The organism is Pedobacter sp. A2324, from assembly GCF_059693705.1.
In genome coordinates, this window is record NZ_JCASSK010000001.1 from 1,145,566 (window position 1) to 1,163,610 (window position 18,045).

Consider the following 18,045-nt stretch of genomic DNA (forward strand, 5'->3'; position numbering starts at 1 on the left):
AAGAATTAATCTTATTGGACCAAAAAGAATTTGAATGTTAAAATGATTTGGGTATTCGCCTTCTTGGGTAGGAGGTTTTGGATGCTAGATTACAAGTTAAGTTGCTGTTAGGAGCGTATCTCACCCTATAATGATCAATTGTCTTGGGAATGTTGGACTTATTAATCTTCGTCTGCTAAAGCCTTGGAAGTTTTAATGTGTGATCTGCATTCTACATCGTCCCTCTGAGGCATGTCTGGTTGAGCGGTGGATTTTGCGATTTTTTTGATCCCTGTTCGATTTATATAGTGTCTTCTTTTGGAGTAATTAATGAAATAGAATTCACCTCTTAATTTCCGCATTCACCATTAAAGCAAATTCATTCATTAATATCGTTTGAATGGTAGGCATTTTTTTAATTCAAATTACATAGTTGAATTGCTCAGACTGGCATGAGGAATCTTTCTAGTTAGATATGTCTTTCGTATTTTTCTCTATTATACCACTTTCAATTAGAATGGCGAATAGGGGGCTTCTCTGGCGGTAGATTTTGGTTGTGCGAAACAGGGTCTTGGTGGTGGTGGTATTGAATGTTTTTAGAATCTTAAGTCCTTGGAGAATGGTTAATGCATTTTCTTTTGTAATAGCTTCAGGCTCATTTCCGCTTCTGCTTTTAGCACGGTAAATGATACCTTTATCTGAAGCCTTCAGTAGTTCGTAGACGATATCGGTAATACTTAATATAAACGTTTTTCCTTTCAGGACTTTTTGGATATGAGTCCACAGTTGTTCCGGACTCTGGTCCTGATTTTGTTTTGTGAATCGGTACATTAGGCTTTTATTTGGTAAATATTTCTTTGACTCTTTAGGGCTTGGTGGTTAGTGGCTTCTTATGTATTAACACCCATTGGGTACTTCTACAAATGCGCATCTTTTTAAGAAACTTTCAGCTTGTTCAAAGTCATAGACTTTAAGCTTTAATATCATGAGCTGATATTGAAGGGGTAATAGGGTTCCCCATTTTGAAAACTCCATTACTGCAGGGTTGCCTTCTAACATACTAATTAATGCGGAATCTATCTGTTCTTTTGATGCTTCAAGTTTTTTTAGTATGGCTTTGACTTCGCCTGGACCAGCTTTAAAGTTAAAACTGCTCTCATGTTCGTTATAGTCTGCTATAATCCCCTGAAGTCTTAGCAGGAAATCTATGCTTTTGTTGACCTTAGTGCCTTGGAAAGAATAGAATATGGTTTCAGCATGTTTGGCTACCAAGGGGCGTTGGAATGATATGTCGGTTATGGGATAACATTTGAAGTCAAGTCTTAATAATCGTAACGCTTCGGTTGCCTCCTCGTTGAGCTCCTGGTATTCTTGCTGGCAGGAAACCACTTCAAGCATCTTTTCTCTGATCTTTGGATGCACTTCTCCTCCAGTGCCGAAAAACATGGGCTTTTTGCCGTCTTTTGCCGGGATAACAAATATCTTTTTTGCCTTGTAGTCGATCTCGGTTATCTTCCAGATTCTCGCTGCCAGAAGAATGTTTTCATCTATCTGAAACGCAGACATTAGCGGGAGCTCGCCTATTGTTTTGTCGTAGTGAATGATTTTGAAGCTGGGATCTGAGCGGAAGACGCTATAGAAGTCTTTATTATTAACTGTCCATTCGCCTTCTACACCAATAATCAATTCTCCTCCGATTAGCTCGAGCTGCTCTTTTTCAACCAGCGTTTGTATGATCTCATCCATTTCACCTTCCTGGATGTGCTCAAAAGCATAGTTTTCTTTGATACGTTTTTTTAGCTGCTGAGGTGTTCTGCCGTTGGTTTGTTTAATTATCGAGAGCATCTGGTGAAGCAGAATATCGTAGGGTTTTTCTGAGGCAAGAACGGGTTCTATAAAATCCTCCCTGAAAAGTAATAAACAGGCAAGTGACTGTAATAGGTTCCATTGGTCTGTAGCGTAGAATATCAGGCTACTTTTTTCGCCTTCACGCCTTCCGCTTCGGCCTACTCTTTGGATAAGGGAAGATATTGAATGTGCTGCATCAATCTGTACTACTTTTTCAACTGAACCAATATCGATGCCCAGCTCCAGGGTCGAGGTGCATGAAATGCTGAATGGATAGCGTTTGTTGTTTTTTGCGAACTGTTCGATATATTCTCTTAGTTCTCTATCAATGGAGGAGTGGTGGGAAAAGTAATAGCTATGGCCTTTGAGCCGGTCTGATATTTTTTTAAGTTTGACTGATACCTCTTCTGCTCTGCCACGGCTGTTTGGAAAAATGAGTACCTTATTGTCTTTTACCTCTAAATAAAGGTCTTTCATGAGCTCAATTGGAAGCTCGGCACCTTCCATTTTGAAATATCGAAATGACACCTCCATCTCTTTGGGAGCTTTGTCTCTAAGCAATGTTGTCCCTTCTGCATCTCCGGTCAATTTCTTTGTCTCTGCTATCGCTCCGATCGTAGCAGATAGTCCGATTACCCGAAACCTGGAAGAGTGAAAGCTCGATAATCGGGAAAGGAGTGAGGCCAGCTGCATGCCCCGGTCTGTTCCGATAAAGGAATGGATCTCGTCGATAACCACAAACTGTAAGCTGCTGAACAATTTTATTGCGTTCTGCTCCTTATTAACCAGCATGGCCTCTATTGATTCCGGCGTGATAAGCACTACGCCGTCCGGGTTTTTAAGCAGGTTTTCTTTAGCTGATTTTTTGGCTTCCCCATGCCATTTGGTTACCGGGAGATCCAGGTATTCGCACAGTTCTTCTACTCTGTTGAACTGATCGTTGATAAGTGCTATCAACGGGGAGATATAAAGAATTTTTACTCCCGGTTTTTTAAAGTCGATTTTAGAGAGCATCGGTAGGAACGCAGCCTCTGTTTTTCCCGAGGCGGTACGTGAAGATAGAATCACGTTTTTCTCGCTTTCCATAATATGCTTGATGGCATGCTTCTGGATGGCGCGTAGCTCTTCCCACCGTTTATCGCGGATATATCTTCTTATAGGTTCGGATAATAGCTCGATCATAGTTCTTCGATATCATCCAGACTCATTTCAACCGGACGTTCATCTTTTACCTGCAAATCGCCAAATAATTGCTGCTTATCTATTTCTGGATTTTGCCTTAAAAGGCTCAGGATATTCAGAAAGTCGCGGATAACTTCTCTTGGTGTCAGGAATTCTTCAGCGCCTGGTTTATTAAAAAGCTCTTCCATAAACTGGTGAATATCCCGCTCATCTATGGCAATATTGGTGCTGAAGTTAAAATCAAAGATTTGTTTGAGGTTTTTCAGCAGTACAAAAATCTCATTATGGTCCAGTGGCAAAAGCCTGATCACTGGCTGCGCAAAATCTCTGATCTCCGCTGTCTCAAATTTATTGGTTTCCAGTCTTGACCTAAGGGCCCGGTAGCTAAAGAGGCCTCTGCGTTCGTTTTCCAGAACTTCTTTTGTGCCGGCCAGGTTAAAAAATAAGTTATTCACTTTTCCCTGAAAACAGTCATTGTATATCGTAAGGATTTTTTCGTAGTTCTTCTCCCTCATCGTGGAAGTGGATATTTTATAGAGGTTTATAGCCTCATCCAGGTTGACCATAAAGCCGCTATACCCCATGCTCACAAAAAGTTTACAGAAGTTCTTCAGCATGTCATAGTAATTCAGGTCATTAATAACCTCTCTTACGTCGAGGTCTGCTCTGGCCTCGGTTTTGGTACGGTATTCTCCTTTGAGCCATTTTAGTGCATTTCTCTTTAACCCGTCTTCACCTGTAATATAGCCTTTATAATATTTTAATATCACCAGCCCAAAGTCAAATCCACCGACTTCGGTAATAGTGTTGATGGCTTTCATGATCTTCTGCTCCACAAGAGGCAGATGTTCTTCTTTCCTGATATCCATCAGGCTGATGCCGTGCTCTGCCGCGGCTTCACCGAGCATTTGCTCAATCCATTTTTCAAGCAGGGTAGGCAGGGCCCCGCCTTCAGGCATGGTTTGTATGGATATATTGTCCATGATGGCTGAATATAGGGCGACGCCTTTGCCGTCATTGGAATATAGGCGGTTATCCGGGGTGAAGTCGGCATTGGCAACCACGAATTTTTGTTTTAATGCAACCGTGTTTAAAAGGTGCAGCATAAAGGATTTGCCGGAACCAAAATCGCCAATCCAGAACTTAAACATGCTGTGTCCGTTTTTAACGTCACTAAGCGCCTGCAAGAATGCATCTACCTCTGCAGAGCGCCCTACGGTGATGTGTTGAAGGCCAATCTTTGGAACTACTCCTCCTGTAAGGGAATTTATGATGGCTGTAGCCTCCCTTGGTTTTAATCCAGTAATCATATGTCTTTTATTTGAGCGTAATAATGTTTGTTGATATAGTAGTGACTTCCTTCTTGCTCAATGAGCAGGTCGTCAATTAGTTCGTAGCAGTTTTCGTTGAGGTTATTGATCAGCACGCTGCTCACTGTGCCGCTTGAGGTACAGTAATCATTTATCAGCTGACTTTCCAAAGTAAAATCGTTGTTTTCAAACAGTTCCAGTAAACCGGCTTCTATTTCCTTGATTTCTAGTTTGTAATCGGTGCTATTTTTTGTTGTATTGCTAGAGGCGTCCTTAGCTGACTGCAGTTTCGGTGTGTGGATACCGGCTGGTTGTTGTTCCTGTGGATCCTCATCCGCTAAAAATTCTCCTAGCAGTCCTACTGTTCCCGAAAATTCACTTTGGACTTTTTGAATAGCATTTTCATCGAGTTTGATTTTTTTTCTGATGGGCTCATAAAAATCCTTGACCTCCATCAGGGCCGCGCTAATTATTGTGTCCCTTTTTATAACTTTTAACAACACGCCGAGGAAGCGGGCTTCATTTATGGGATCTTTAAAGAGTTTTTTAGACATCGCCTTAGGCATCTCTTTGAATCCTAGTTTTAGTGCAGATACATTTTGCGCTGCATACTTTAAAAAATACTCTATGCTAAGCTGTTTGTCCAGATCAATTAGGAATTTGGAAAGTTCGAGGTATATCTGCTCGAGGGAGGGGTTACTGTTATTGAGGGTAATTATCTGCTCAGCTTCTGTAATAAAGGTTTCTTTTCCTTTTTTTTCGTAATGGCTTTGGTCTAAAATAAGAGTAGATTTCCAACGGGTAGGATGGATGGTATATAGCGCTTTTTCGGTCTGTTCGTCTAATGGAGCAATGCCTGAGGAAAGCTCATTAAACGCCTCTTCAATATGGATGATAATGTGCTCTCTAACTGCTTTTTGTACTTCTGTATGCGTATATTGACGCTCAAATCCGGAAAGCTTTTTGAAATGGTAATGTGCCCGCAGGTTTTGCTCGCAGTATTTTAGGATGTATCCATAAAGACCGTTTGAGCCGTATTTTATTTCATAGTTATAGTTTGGACTATTCAAATGGTAACGGCGTTCTTTTCTCGCAATTAGATCGAGGATAATATCAAATTCTACCTTTTCGCTTAGATTCTTCCTTTTGTAGGCTTCATGCAAAACTTTTACCGAACGGATATAAAGCTTAACAAGTTCTGCCCCGCAAAACGGGATGCTCACAAAGACATTGGATGGAAGGCTGATTTTTTCAAGGATATCCATATCCGATTTACTAAGCTTAAGTTTATCACGGTAACGGCTTCGCCAGTCCCAGGACATATAGGATATTTCGCTTGTAACTTTGTTTTCCAGTCTGGTTATGCCTTGAGTATAGGAAGCCTGACGCATTTTCTCCAGTAGAAATCTTGTTGCATAACTTCTCGTTCTTGGATATGCAGCGGATAGCCGGTCTATCAGCTTTTCCAGTTTTATAATGTCCTTATGGGATTCATAATCCTGCAATAAGTCAAAAAGAAGAATAAAATAGTAATTGCTATTTCCAAGGGTATCAATGCTATTGCCTTGAAGAAATTCTTGTTTGAAGATGCCATAAAATTCCTTTTGCTCACTACTAGCCTGATTGAGGTCTGAAAATGAATAGATATATCGGTGTGGCCAGTTTGGAATGACCAGATCCAATCGGAAAGAAAGCTTTTCTTGATCGATTGGTTCATTCTCCTCATCGATATCAATTACCTCATCAATAATGCTCTCGCGCTTAGTCCAGATATCCTCCATTTCATCTTGCTCTAAACTAACGTTTTCCATGCTCTCTTTTATCACTGAGTGTATCTCGTCATTAGAAGAAATAAAACGTTGTTCTGGGTGCGGCGCGTTCTTTATTTTTTCCTCCAAGGTTTGTGTTTGATTAATTTTTTCTTGAGCAATCTCTATTTGCCCTGGGTCTTCCAACTCTTGTATATTTGTGGGCTTATCTAATTGATCGACTAAACTTTGAGCTTCAACTTTTTCCTGGTCTAGGGTAGGATTCCAGTCAGCAGGAATGGTTTTCTCTTGCTTTATTTCTATTATCTGTGCGGGTCGTGTATTTATTTTTTCAATGAGACTGGAAAGTATTTGAGCGATTAGATAACGCCTGTCCGCTTGATTTTCTTGTTCGCCTGAATTTTCTATTACATTTGCTATCTCTGGACTTGACCTAAGAATAACCGCTGATGAAATATCGGGTGCCTTTGAGTCTGAGTGCGGATGACTGCTTATCGGGAGCAAGGTTTCTGCGCTTGCTATTGTTTTATTTGGTTGAGGTATTTTTATTGAGCTGTCTGAAAGAGCAGGTTCTATATCCGAGGGTGGAATGATTGCCACATTCTTATCAATAAACTCACTATATAACTTACTGTTTGTTGCCTTGGGAGCGGAATTTTTGACCGAAATTTTAAATAGCACTTGAGAAATGACCTGAGCGTAATTAGACAAACGGGCAAAAAACACCGAAACTTTGGTATAAATTTCAGCTATTTTTTTTCTGGCATTTGGCGTGGTTAAAAAAACGATAGCCAGGCCAATCAATAAAAGATAAAAACCGATCATGAGCGCGCTTTGGATGGAGGTAATATATTGAATGTTTTTAAGATTCTTTTATGGGAAAATGTAATTTCTATGTTTTTATCATTCTGCTTGTTATAAAGGCAATTTTTCTACCAATTGGCTGAATAATCCTGCACTTTTCCAATGGTTTCTGTTTCCTATCACGTATATGGCCTCTTTTGCTCTGGTTACTGCAACGTTAAGGATATTTGGCGTGCTACCTGCCCAGCGTCTAGCTCCGTTTTGTTCGGGGGATGGGGCACCAAGTACAAATATGACCGCCTCAGCTTCTCTGCCCTGGACGGTGTGTACGGTTCCAACCCGCTCTCTTGTCCATAAAAAGGAATCCTCTATCCATCCATTGAGTATCCCGCTATCCTCAATCAGCTTTCGCAGGTTTTCCGCCACGATGAGGAAAGGACTGATGATGTAGATATCGGGCACTATTCCTGCTGTTTTTAGCTTTTGTAGGGCTTTAATAACGATTTCGCCTTCTTTTTTGCTCCACTTATCCATGGAATGGTCCTCTACCTGAATCCATCTCGATCGCCCTAAAAGGTCGCGGATTTTTGAATCTCCTCTGCTTTTTGCCTGTACCATTTTTTTGTTATAGGCAACTTCATTTGATATCGAGAACATGGGTTCTGTACAACGGCGGTGGACCAGTAGGGGGACACCAACTTTTCTTAGTCCCTCTATTCCTTCAAATTCTGCAATATAGGTACTGCTTTGATCTGCAAGTGTTTGCACAGATGATAGCGGTGCATTGTAGCGGTCAGCATCTACCTTGAAATATTGACATATGCTTCTGGTCAGGATTTCTGGAAGCGGTACAACGGGCTCTATCTGAATCGGGTCTCCAACCACTACTGTTTTTTTGCTTCTCATGATAGCGCCTACTGCTGCCTGGGGTAAGGCTTGCCCGGCCTCATCGATCAAGAGCCACCCTATGCATTCCGATGGAATATTACCTAACATCCGCTCGATTGATGCAAATGTGGTGGATATTGCGGGTACAGTGAGAAATAAGGATAACCAAAGGTCGGGCACAAGCTTTTCTTTTGCTTTATCGGGCATTTTTTTTCCTGATAACACCATCATCATCAGACCCAGGTTATGACGGAGTCTTTGAGCGGATGCATCTATAAAAGCTTTGTGCACTTTCATCGCTGAGATAAAGAGTTTATCGCGGGTTCTTTGGATCTCATCACTGCACCAAGGTGAGGTGAGATGAATGCGTTTGTTTTCTTGCAACCAGAAGTCTTCACCAATAAGGTGATCACCGAGCTGACTTCGGACGCTTTCGATGTTTGCGCGAATAAGTTCGATTTTTGCCGAAAGCTCCTGATAGTTTTTTTCCAGGGTCTGTTGTTTTTTTTGAGCCGATGTCAATATCTTTAGCGCCTCTGATTCGGTTTGCTTAGCAGCAATCAAGGTTGTTTGAACTTGGGATAATGAGTCTAGATACCTGTTGTCTTCAGTTTTCCATGTTTTAAATTCTTTTGTGCCGAATAGCCAGGCGAAAAAACCGGGCTTAAATTCTTTGTGGATAATGCGAGACTGATTGATATCACCTTGCTTTTCTATAATTTGTTTAAGGGTGCTAGAGTCTTCCTGGTGAAGCTGCTTTGCTTTTTCACTTAGTGAGCTTGCTAAAGTTAGCTCAAGTTTAGCTTTGGACAGGTTTACTTTTAGTGGCTTTAGTGATTGCACCAGGGCTCGTGTTTTTTCCAGATTAGCTAGTTCTGTTTTGCTTTGTTGTAGCAGCTGGGTAAATTCTTCTCTAACGTTTTTCCATTTTAATAATGCTGTCTCTGGATTTGGTGGGGCGTTTTCGGCTGTAATAATATTTGGTTGTCTTCTTTCTATTACTTCCCCGGTTTCAGGGTCAGTTTGTTCAATCCATTGCGGATTTCCGCTTGCCTCGGCCAGGTAAACACGCATTCCGTTCTCTTTATCCCACCAAAAGCTTTGTTGGAAAATATTTTTGTTTCTTCCATTGCCAAGAACAGCTGCAATAAGTCCCCAGGTGTCTTTTTTGTGAAGCGTATCTGATAAGCTTTTGAAAAACCTAAGCTCTGGATATTCGCTGCTAATAGCAGAGAGCGATGGGAGTTCTGAGCTCACATTTTCTACGGCTTTGTTATTGGAGGATGCAATAAGCATTTCATATCCTTTAAGTTTTTCATCAAGCTGATAAAAATGCATCCAGGCCTGTCCGATATTTATTTTTTCTCCTGTTGTGTGAAATGCGTTTATAGGGTTTTGAAAACTGCACATCACCTCCGCGCGGTCTGTGATTACTCCGGCAACAATGTCTCTTAGCAGTGTCGTTTTCCCAGTTCCGGGAGGGCCGTTTACAGGAAGAATCCCATTGGTTTTTAAATTCTGGAAGGTGAGGTTAACGGCCGATTGTTGTAAGAGTACTAATGGATGCCGGTCTTTTCCAGGCCATCTAGCTGGCGGGATCAGTGCTGGTGCTATACTTTTTTCAAGCGCATCAGTATCGTTAAGAAGATTGTATTTTTCAGTCGGATTTATTTTACCTAAATATCGGTCTAAGTTTGCTGTTGATTTTTTTGCTTTTAGGAGCTTACTTGCTGTAGATAGGTCATTCAAATAGAAACTGTTAAGCAGCAGCGCCTCTGGTGGACCGCTACTTTTAAAGTATTGGAAGTGTTTCACCGAAAACTGGTGTTCTTTGGATAGTTCAATGGGGATATTTAGCTTTGAGACCAGCCACTGAAAGGCGTATGATATTTTATCCAAGGTCAAAGGCCGCGGGCTCTCTTCAGCGTCTTTTCCCCGAAGTAAAAGATCGAGTTCTTCATGGAGCTTTTCTTCCAGATCAGGCCAATTGGAGAGCTTAGGTAAATTCCCGGAAATTGCATGTGGCAATGCCCATGCAAAGCTGGAAATGGATACTGCAGGGCTTTCAATCATTATTCCCTTATTGTTAACGATAACCGAGGCCAATACTGCCTCGCCTTTTTTAGCCTGCTTTTCTTCGGTTCTATCTCCGTAAACGTCCAGCAGCATTTTAAAGCTTTCACCCACTTTTATAGTTCCCAAAATTACATGGTAAAATAATTGGTAGTTCACCTTTGACTTCTCACCTGTTCCTTCCCATGGCAAGGTTCCTTTTTTGAATGAAGAAATGAGATATGGATCGCTATTCTGCGCCAGGTTTTCAGGTCTCAAGAATGTCTGTGGTGATAGTACTTCCAAACAGGTCCATGCAGAGAGAATGTTTTCACTATTTTCCTTGCTGAGTAGTGGAGGCTTGACTTCAGTCTCTCTAGTTATCGCTGGCGAAATCGTCTCTGATTGAATTTCAGATGGGATTTCTTGTTTTCTTTCTGAACCATTCGCCTGCAGTTCGGTAATCTGGACAAAAAGTTTTTTTGCTCTTGGGGTATTTCGATAGCTTAATTCAGTTAATAATATATCCATTAGGCCTGGATTGCCTTTTTTGTTGGCGTATTCCAGTTCTAATTGTTCGATCGTACTGTTGAAATAGGGTCTGGTCATTGGAGAGCGTGTATGGATGTATAGTTTGACAAGATAAAAAAAGAAAACAGAATTCTTTACTTATCGGATCCAGAAGTAGGGAAGCAAGCGCATTGGAGCTGTTAGGAAAAATGCACTGTAGCATTTATTGGAACCTGCAAAAGCTTTCTCAGATGAGCTTTTCCGAATTCTCCTCAATTCAGGTTATAGGAATGGCAAAGTGCTGCACGGTACTTCCCGCCATTGAACTCTCCCGCAGAATTTTTTCCACTGCACCATAATTTACCTTTCAAAAAGGCAAAAAGCCTGCCCGAGTAGTCAAAAAGCTGTAATCTTCTTCTGGTTCTTTCATCGTTTTGGAATATTTCTATTTCTTTTTGGAAAAATCGCAGGCACTTTGGTTAAGGTGTCAAATCCCCACTGATTTCCTCATGATTTTTGACCAACAAAAAGATTGGTCTTTGACATTTGGGAATGAAACATTATCCGGCCGAAAGCCGGAAATTCTGCGAAGCCTTGAGATAACGTCAACTTGGTGAGAGCGCATTGGCAGGCTTGTATGGCCCGGATCGGGGGATCTGACGTGAGTAGTTCCGCATTTAAAAAATTGTCCGCCTTGATTTTGCGGCAAGATAGATTTCAAGAATGGGCATTTGCCTATTTTTGATTTTTTTAGTATTTACTTTTTAATCATTTGGAAATAGGTAGAATGATTGATGATTCCTATAGTGTTATAATCCAGACATGTGTATATTAACATTTCTATATATTTAAATATCCATGGATCGAAATATACTAGATTATCGATTCAGGTAATGTTTTCTTTAGCTGGTACATCCGGAAAAGACATATTTGTATTGCTGGAGATATGAATATACGTATATCCAGATATTAATTTATCTCCGCTATGGTTATAATGGTTTGCGTTCAGCTTAACAGGTAAAATATTGGTCCGTGTATTGGCTCATCTACATTGGCCGATATTCGGCGTCGAAGTATCAGAAAGTACCAGGTTAGTATTATTTTTAGGTAAGCTGGAATAATAAATTTTATGTTCGCCTTTTTTTGTCGGACTGTTTTGGCCGGAGCCAGGGAAAGAGGCTTCTGTTTTTTGGGTTTTATCCTAAAACTGGTATAGGCATTTTTTTTGTTTTTTAACCTGCAAGTTGTGTTTTTGTTGCTCAAAAACCCTTTAACTTGCCCGCTTTTTTTCGCCCAAAGGGGGCGAGCGGGATGAAAAAACGTCGCAACTAGTTTTTTCTTTTAGGGAGGATACCATTTAATCATTTGATATGACCGGGAAAAAGAATGGAAGACCTTTAAAGCTTGAGGGAAAACGAACAAAGTTCATAAAGGCCAGGGTCAGCGAAGCGGAATATGCCCTGATCCGCTCGCTTTGGGTATCATTGGGATTGAAAGAGAGTGATTTTCTCCGCGTTAAGCTATTGAATTCATCTTCTTTATCGATTAAAGTAAATGCATCTGAGGTTATGAAAAGCCTTGATGACATTGGCGCTGAGATCGGAAGGTCTGGCAATAACATCAATCAGTTAGCCCGGCATGCCAACTTCCTAAATAAACGTGGGATGCTCTCTAATGAAGTGATCGAGAAATTCAATGAGCTGTTTTCCGATTATATTTTCCTGTTCAGGGAAATGGAGAAATCAACGCGCGCGCTGCTCAGACTTTTGAAGGGATAAGGTATGATCGTAAAAATCCTCTGGAAGTCTAAAACATTTAGAGCGGTCAGGTACAATACCAATAAGGTAGAGAAAAATAAGGGAGAGCTTTTAAAAGTTTCCGGATTTGGTGCCCTTGAAGGACTATCGGAAGTAAAGCCTCAGGATTATATCAATTACTTGTCTTCAATAGCTGCCCGAAACCGTAGGGTAGTATATCCGCAGTTCCATGCTATGATATCTCCTAAGGGAAGATCCCTGGGCAAAGAAGAACTCGTTACCCTAGCGGAGCGTTGGCTAAAAGGAATGGGATATGGTGATCAACCCTATCTTCTTATTTTTCACAAGGATACCAGGAACAATCATATTCATATGGTATCTTCTAGAATTGACCATGAGGGAAATAAGATTTCCGACAGCTATGAAAAGATCAGGGCCTATAAAGTGCTTAATAAGCTAATTGGAAAGGACGAGGAAATAAATGCTGAAAGTGTTTTGTCTAAAGCACTCCAATACCGCTTTTCTACACATGCGCAGTTTTTATTGATACTAGAAAAGCAAGGGTATGCCATCGCTGCGGCAGACGGGATTTATAAGATTTCAAAGTTTGGCCAGCAGCTTGGAAGCATTGCTTTATCAAGGATCGATGAACATATTTCAATGGGGAATTCTTCTCAGGATCGGCGGTCGCAGTTGAAACAGATCTTTGAAAAATATCGACCGATCACTGATTCGAGGGTTTATCCCCTTAAGGAAAAGCTTGCGGGCGGGGGGGAGGGCAGGGTACTTGGCTATTCATCACTTCTTTGTGAGAAGCTTTCCAGCTCATTTGGTCTGCAGTTTGTATTCCATTTCAAAAATGACAAGCCTCCATATGGTTACACCATTCTAGACCATTCAGGAAAAAATGTTTTCAAAGGTAGCGAGATTATGTCGCTTGGCAAATTTATGGAAACTACTCCTAGTTTTCAGCTTGAAATGTTACCAGCTGAGGATTCGGAAGTCAAGACTAGTCATTGTGAAAATCGTTTCGCTCCAGATGAGAAGATGTTGCTATCTGCGCCGGCTGATGTAAATGCGGCTGACCTGGTTAGCGAACCATCGGAAGGATTTTCTATAGCTGATTTATCTTTTGGCTTTGATATCTCTGATGATATTGATGATGAGCAGATTCTAGGTCGAAACAGAAGGCGGCAGAAAAAGGCAAGAACAAATACACGTTAAAATTTACGCTTATGGTTATACTAATCGGAAACCAGAAGGGCGGTGCCGGTAAAAGCACGCTCTGTCTGTTATTGGCCTATTATCTCTCTATGCTCAAAAAAAAGAAAGTTACAGTATTGGATATGGATTACCAGGCATCGATTTCCGGTAAATTTGAGAAGGCAAAGATCCTGGAGAATGATCCCATTTATGAAGTTATTCCTTCAGACCTTAAATATTTTCCGGCGCTTTTAGAGCTATTGAACCAAAACCGGGACGAGTTTGTGCTCATTGATCTTCCTGGTAAAATGGATGATGATCTATTGATTCCCATTATCAGCTCAGCGGAACTCATCATCTGCCCGTTTAATTATGATGAATTTTCGGTGGATAGTACAGTGCTCTTTTCCCTTGTCTGCAGAGAGATCAACAGTTTCGCTCCGGTCGTATATGTGCCAAACAGGATCAAAACGACCGTAAAGTATGAAACCAGGGAAGAGGTGGACAGGGTACTATCCAGGTTTGGGAAAGTTTCACCCTGCATTTCTGATCGTATTGATTTTCAGCGGGTGGGAACTGTACATATCCCTGCGCCCTTGATACCGGTTTTTATGCCGGCAATGGAATTTGTCTACGAAAGCTTTATGAAGAAAGGTAAATCACCATGAGCGAAATTAAGTCTCTCGCAGATCAGCTCAAAACAAGGCTCGAAGAGCAGAAAGGCTTATCTCAAAAATCTCCCGGCAACAAGGCAGAAGGAAAGCCTGTCCGTAATGAACCGAAAGCAAAAACACTGGCCGTGGACCCCAAGCGTCTTTCCGACTTCCTGTCCTCCCTGCAGGAATTCAATATGGACGGGCAGGAGAAAATCCTGATTAGGATCGATAAGCGCACGATGAGCAAATTAAGGCAGCTAAAGACCGCCTCTAATATTGATATGAGCAGGGTAATTGTTTTTTCCCTTGACCGCTTTCTAAAAAGCCATCCCTGGCTAAACGAATACATTTCTCAAACCCTAAAAAATATGACCCATGAGCTGGACTGATTTTTTGACCACAATCTTTACTGTTTATCTCCTTTACTATTTACTCAACTTATTCTTTGATCTGTTTTTATCTCCCAAGATTTCGACGGAGGAAAATTCTGAAGATGAGCATTTTTTTGCCGAGACCTTCAGCCCGGAGCTGATCACCCTGGAAGAGAAAAAACAGGAAGCTGTCGCGGCTTTCGTGAAAGAGGAAAAGCCGGCAGTTGCTATCTCAAGTGGTCCGGTCTCTTCCACTGGAGGCATAGGCTTAAAGCAGCTGTTCTCGCTTGCCAAGGACAACCTTATTGAACATACCCGGGCAATACCGTATTAAATCTATGAGGGTTTTCTCTTTTGTTTTTAAAGCAGCACTAGCTGCTCACTTTTTGCTCTCTGCTTTTTCTGCCAATGCCCAGCCCGGAATCTCAGAGTTCTATTCCGCATCGGCAGAGGTGAAGAGCTGGTATTTTTCGCTTTCTGACCTGGTAATTGTCATCGGCGCAATTGCAGGAATCCTCGGGGGCTTAAGGGTGTATGCCAACTGGCAGATGGGCAAGCACCACATCGACGCGCAGGTTATGGGCTGGTTCTTTTCCTGCCTGTTTTTATCGCTCATCAGCGTATTCCTGCGAGGTCTCTTCAGGCTGTAAAAATATTTTTCATTCCATTTTTATCAATTTTATATGACAGTAAAAAATAAAAGACTTTTGTCATTGGCCACGCTATTAGGTTTGGCGCAGGCAGTCTCCGCCCAGACAGGCGGGGGAACAACGGGAATCAATGCAGCGACTTCTTCGCTGACGTCCTATATAGATCCTGTTTCTACGCTCACTCTTGCTATTGGTGCCGTGGTAGGTATTATCGGTGGGGTACGTGTGTACATCAAATGGAACTCCGGTGATCAGGACATCAATAAAGAAATTATGGGCTGGGGTGGCTCCTGTCTTTTTCTGGTCCTGGTATCGGTAGTAATCAAGGCATTTTTTGGCGTATAGCATGAAAATGTATCCGGTTTACAAGGGGTTGCAAAAGCCCCTTGTTTACAGAGGTTTCAAAGGGAAATTTATAGCCTACGGGATTTCTTCATTAGGCCTTGGGCTGGTCTTGGGAGGAATAACCGGTGCATTGGTGAATATGTATATCGGCGGCTTTGTCACCATTGTTTCAATAGCCGGCGGTCTCTTGTATACTCATTTCAAGCAGTCCTCCGGTCTTCATGATAAGAATAGGTCCAGGGAGATATTCATTCATCGTATTTATATAAGGGGAGGTTATGGGAAAACAGGAATTTAAACTGCCTTATGCAGGAATTGAAAAAATAAGCGGACTTTCTATTTTGTATGGTGAGTCTGGTGATTTTTCGGTCATCATTTCTATCGAAAATCCCGTACTTATCTATTCCGCAGACCCCGACGCCTATCAAGGCTTTCACCATCTGCTCTTAAATGTGATTAAAATTCTGGGTGAAGGGTATATCCTTCAGAAACAGGATGTGTTCGCCAAAAAAATATATCAGGCGAAAGCGCAAACTGAGCCCCTGCAGCAAAAATATGATGAGCATTTCTCCGGGCGGGCATATATCGATCACGCTTGCTATCTGATTGTTACCCGTCAGGTCAAACGCAGGGCGATGTATGTTTATGACAAGAAAGCACTTTTAGATTTCGTGTCAAATATTTTTAAAGTCTATGAACTATTAAAAGGCGCATCGCTATCACCAAAGTTATTCTCACGCGCCGAGATAGAGCGCTATGTATCGCGTATGCTGGCCATGGATTTCTCCTCAGATCATTTTTCGCTCAATAACTTAAGGGCCGGGGATACCGAAATCGGTATTGGCGAGAAGGCAATCCGATGCATGAGCCTGGTCAATATCGATTCCATCGAAATGCCCGAATCTATCGGCCCATATTTAACTGCCAGCGACGGGAAAGGACTTCAGGAATTTCCAGTGGACAATCTCTCTTTCCTGTCCTCGGTTCCAGGGATTCATAGCCTTAGCTATAACCAGTTAATTGAAATCCCTTCGCAGAGCCTGACCTTAAGCAAGCTGCAGCTAAAGCGAAAGCGACATTCGGGCGTTCCGGATCCGGCCAATCAGATGTGTGTAGAGGATATCGATAACCTCCTTATAGATGTGGCAAGGGAAAATCAGCTGCTGGTTAATGCCCATTACTCTTTATTGGTCTGCTCTGAGGTGGGTCTTTTAGATACCAGCTGTAACTTTATAGAAGCTTCGCTATTTCAGCAGGGAATCATTCCCTCTAAAAATGCATACAATCAGATGGAGCTCTTCAGAAGCGCGTTGCCTGGTAATGCGGTGGGACTGAAAAAATACGACTGGTTTTTGACTACCGCGGACGCGGCGCTATGCCTGTTCTACAAAGAGCGGTTGATGAAGGATGAGCCTTCGGATTTTCTGATGCGCTTTACCGATAGAAGGGGAATTCCGGTAGGCGTGGACCTTGCGGATCTTCCGATGGATAGCGGAAGGATTACCAACCGATCCAAATTCGTTCTGGGCAGTTCAGGCACAGGGAAATCGTTTTTTATGAACAGTCTGCTCGAACAGTATATGCTCTATAACTACGATATCGTGATTGTTGATGTAGGGCACTCTTATTCCGGGCTTTGCAATTACTTTGGGGGAAAGTATTATACTTACACCGAGGAACATCCGATTACGATGAATCCCTTTTTTATCTCTGAAGCAGAGTATAACATAGAAAAAAAGGATTTCCTGAAAACACTGATCGGCCTGCTTTTAAAAGGAGCAGATGGCACCGTTTCGCAGATTGAGGATACGGTTTTCTCAAATGTACTTTCGGCCTACTATTCAGATTTCTTTTTGGGGAAGGCAGATTTCGCGCTATGTTTTGATTCTTTCTATTATTATTCACTTGATAAGATCGCAGAGATCAAGGAGAACGAGAAGATCAGTTTTGATCTGGATGAGTACCGTTATGTACTTAAAAAATTCTCTTTCGGGGGAGAGTATGGCAGACTGCTCAACGAAAATGCTGATTTTTCTGATTTTACTCAGCGTTTTATCGTATATGAAATCGATTCGATTAAGGAAAACCGGGTATTATTTCCAATTGTAACCTTGGTGATTATGGATCTGGTCCTCCAGAAAATGAGGCACCGGACAGGGCAGCGGAAAGCAATGATTTTAGAGGAAGCATGGAAGGCAATTGCCTCTCCTTTAATGGCAAACTACATCCTCTACCTTTATAAAACGATGAGAAAATTCTGGGGCGAGCCTATTGTGGTGACCCAGGAATTGGGCGACATTATCGGAAATGCGGTCATCAAGGATTCCATTCTGGCCAGTTCCGATACCATCTGCCTGATGGACCAGTCAAAGTTCAGGGGGGATTATACCCAGGTCGCCAAACTTCTTTCCTTGAGTGAGGTGGAGCAGCGCAAGATTTTCACCATCAATGCCCTGGAAAATAAAGCCGGTAGAGGGAAATTCAAGGAAGTGTATATCAAACGCGGAAGTACCGGTGAGGTGTATGGGGTAGAAGTATCGATGTTTCAATATCTGACATTCACTACCGAAAAGCCCGAAAAGACTGCCGTTGAATCCTATGTAAAGCGTTTTGGCTCTTATCCTGCAGGTCTTGAGGCATTCCTCACAGATATGAGATCCAGCGGGCTTTCGCTTCCGGAATTTGTCAAAAAAGTCAATTTATCCACCATTTAAACTTTGT

General features: G+C 41.9%; 14 protein-coding genes. 9 read left to right on the forward strand and 5 right to left on the reverse strand.

Annotation, left to right across the window (positions count from 1 at the left end):
• Nucleotides 1-444 precede the first annotated feature (444 nt).
• The 5 genes from AC570I_RS04690 to AC570I_RS04710 all read right to left on the reverse strand — a co-directional run bounded on the left by AC570I_RS04690 (nt 445) and on the right by AC570I_RS04710 (nt 10,441).
• The gene (locus AC570I_RS04690) at nt 445-810 is read right to left on the reverse strand and encodes a hypothetical protein (RefSeq protein WP_497404576.1); all 366 of its coding nucleotides are present in this window, start codon (nt 808-810) and stop codon (nt 445-447) included.
• Between the two features lie 66 nt (nt 811-876).
• Nucleotides 877-3,009 (reverse strand): DEAD/DEAH box helicase, encoded by a 2,133-nt coding sequence (locus AC570I_RS04695; protein ID WP_497404577.1) that lies wholly within the window; start codon nt 3,007-3,009, stop codon nt 877-879.
• On the reverse strand, nt 3,006-4,319 hold the full coding sequence (locus AC570I_RS04700; RefSeq protein WP_497404578.1) for an ATP-binding protein: 1,314 nt from the start codon (nt 4,317-4,319) through the stop codon (nt 3,006-3,008). The genes AC570I_RS04695 and AC570I_RS04700 overlap by 4 nt, the downstream gene beginning before the upstream one ends.
• On the reverse strand, nt 4,316-6,913 hold the full coding sequence (locus AC570I_RS04705) for a tellurite resistance TerB C-terminal domain-containing protein (protein ID WP_497404579.1): 2,598 nt from the start codon (nt 6,911-6,913) through the stop codon (nt 4,316-4,318). The genes AC570I_RS04700 and AC570I_RS04705 overlap by 4 nt, the downstream gene beginning before the upstream one ends.
• A gap of 90 nt (nt 6,914-7,003) precedes the next feature.
• Nucleotides 7,004-10,441: a DEAD/DEAH box helicase gene (locus tag AC570I_RS04710; protein WP_497404580.1), complete on the reverse strand. Its 3,438-nt coding sequence runs from the start codon at nt 10,439-10,441 to the stop codon at nt 7,004-7,006.
• Nucleotides 10,442-11,712: 1,271 nt separating this feature from the next.
• On the opposite strand from AC570I_RS04710, the gene AC570I_RS04715 reads away from it, so the two are divergent.
• Genes AC570I_RS04715 through AC570I_RS04755 form a run of 9 tightly spaced genes read left to right on the forward strand, consistent with a single transcriptional unit; the run spans nt 11,713 to nt 18,038 of the window.
• The gene (locus AC570I_RS04715) at nt 11,713-12,120 is read left to right on the forward strand and encodes a plasmid mobilization protein (protein WP_497404581.1); all 408 of its coding nucleotides are present in this window, start codon (nt 11,713-11,715) and stop codon (nt 12,118-12,120) included.
• A 3-nt stretch (nt 12,121-12,123) separates the two neighbouring features.
• A complete protein-coding gene (locus AC570I_RS04720) occupies nt 12,124-13,323 on the forward strand; it encodes a relaxase/mobilization nuclease domain-containing protein (RefSeq protein ID WP_497404582.1) in 1,200 nt (399 codons plus the stop codon).
• A gap of 11 nt (nt 13,324-13,334) precedes the next feature.
• Nucleotides 13,335-13,970: a ParA family protein gene (locus tag AC570I_RS04725; protein ID WP_497404583.1), complete on the forward strand. Its 636-nt coding sequence runs from the start codon at nt 13,335-13,337 to the stop codon at nt 13,968-13,970.
• Nucleotides 13,967-14,347 (forward strand): hypothetical protein, encoded by a 381-nt coding sequence (locus AC570I_RS04730; RefSeq protein ID WP_497404584.1) that lies wholly within the window; start codon nt 13,967-13,969, stop codon nt 14,345-14,347. Before AC570I_RS04725 ends, AC570I_RS04730 begins: the two co-directional genes overlap by 4 nt.
• Nucleotides 14,334-14,663, forward strand: coding sequence for a hypothetical protein (locus tag AC570I_RS04735; protein WP_497404585.1), 330 nt, complete (start codon nt 14,334-14,336; stop codon nt 14,661-14,663). The genes AC570I_RS04730 and AC570I_RS04735 overlap by 14 nt, the downstream gene beginning before the upstream one ends.
• A gap of 4 nt (nt 14,664-14,667) precedes the next feature.
• Nucleotides 14,668-14,979: a DUF4134 family protein gene (locus tag AC570I_RS04740; protein WP_497404586.1), complete on the forward strand. Its 312-nt coding sequence runs from the start codon at nt 14,668-14,670 to the stop codon at nt 14,977-14,979.
• 33 nt (nt 14,980-15,012) lie between these two features.
• Nucleotides 15,013-15,324 (forward strand): DUF4134 domain-containing protein, encoded by a 312-nt coding sequence (locus AC570I_RS04745; RefSeq protein ID WP_497404587.1) that lies wholly within the window; start codon nt 15,013-15,015, stop codon nt 15,322-15,324.
• 1 nt (nt 15,325) lies between these two features.
• The gene (locus AC570I_RS04750) at nt 15,326-15,622 is read left to right on the forward strand and encodes a DUF4133 domain-containing protein (RefSeq protein WP_497404588.1); all 297 of its coding nucleotides are present in this window, start codon (nt 15,326-15,328) and stop codon (nt 15,620-15,622) included.
• Complete coding sequence (locus AC570I_RS04755) at nt 15,603-18,038, forward strand: TraG family conjugative transposon ATPase (RefSeq protein WP_497404589.1); 2,436 nt, start codon at nt 15,603-15,605, stop codon at nt 18,036-18,038. Before AC570I_RS04750 ends, AC570I_RS04755 begins: the two co-directional genes overlap by 20 nt.
• Nucleotides 18,039-18,045 lie beyond the last annotated feature (7 nt).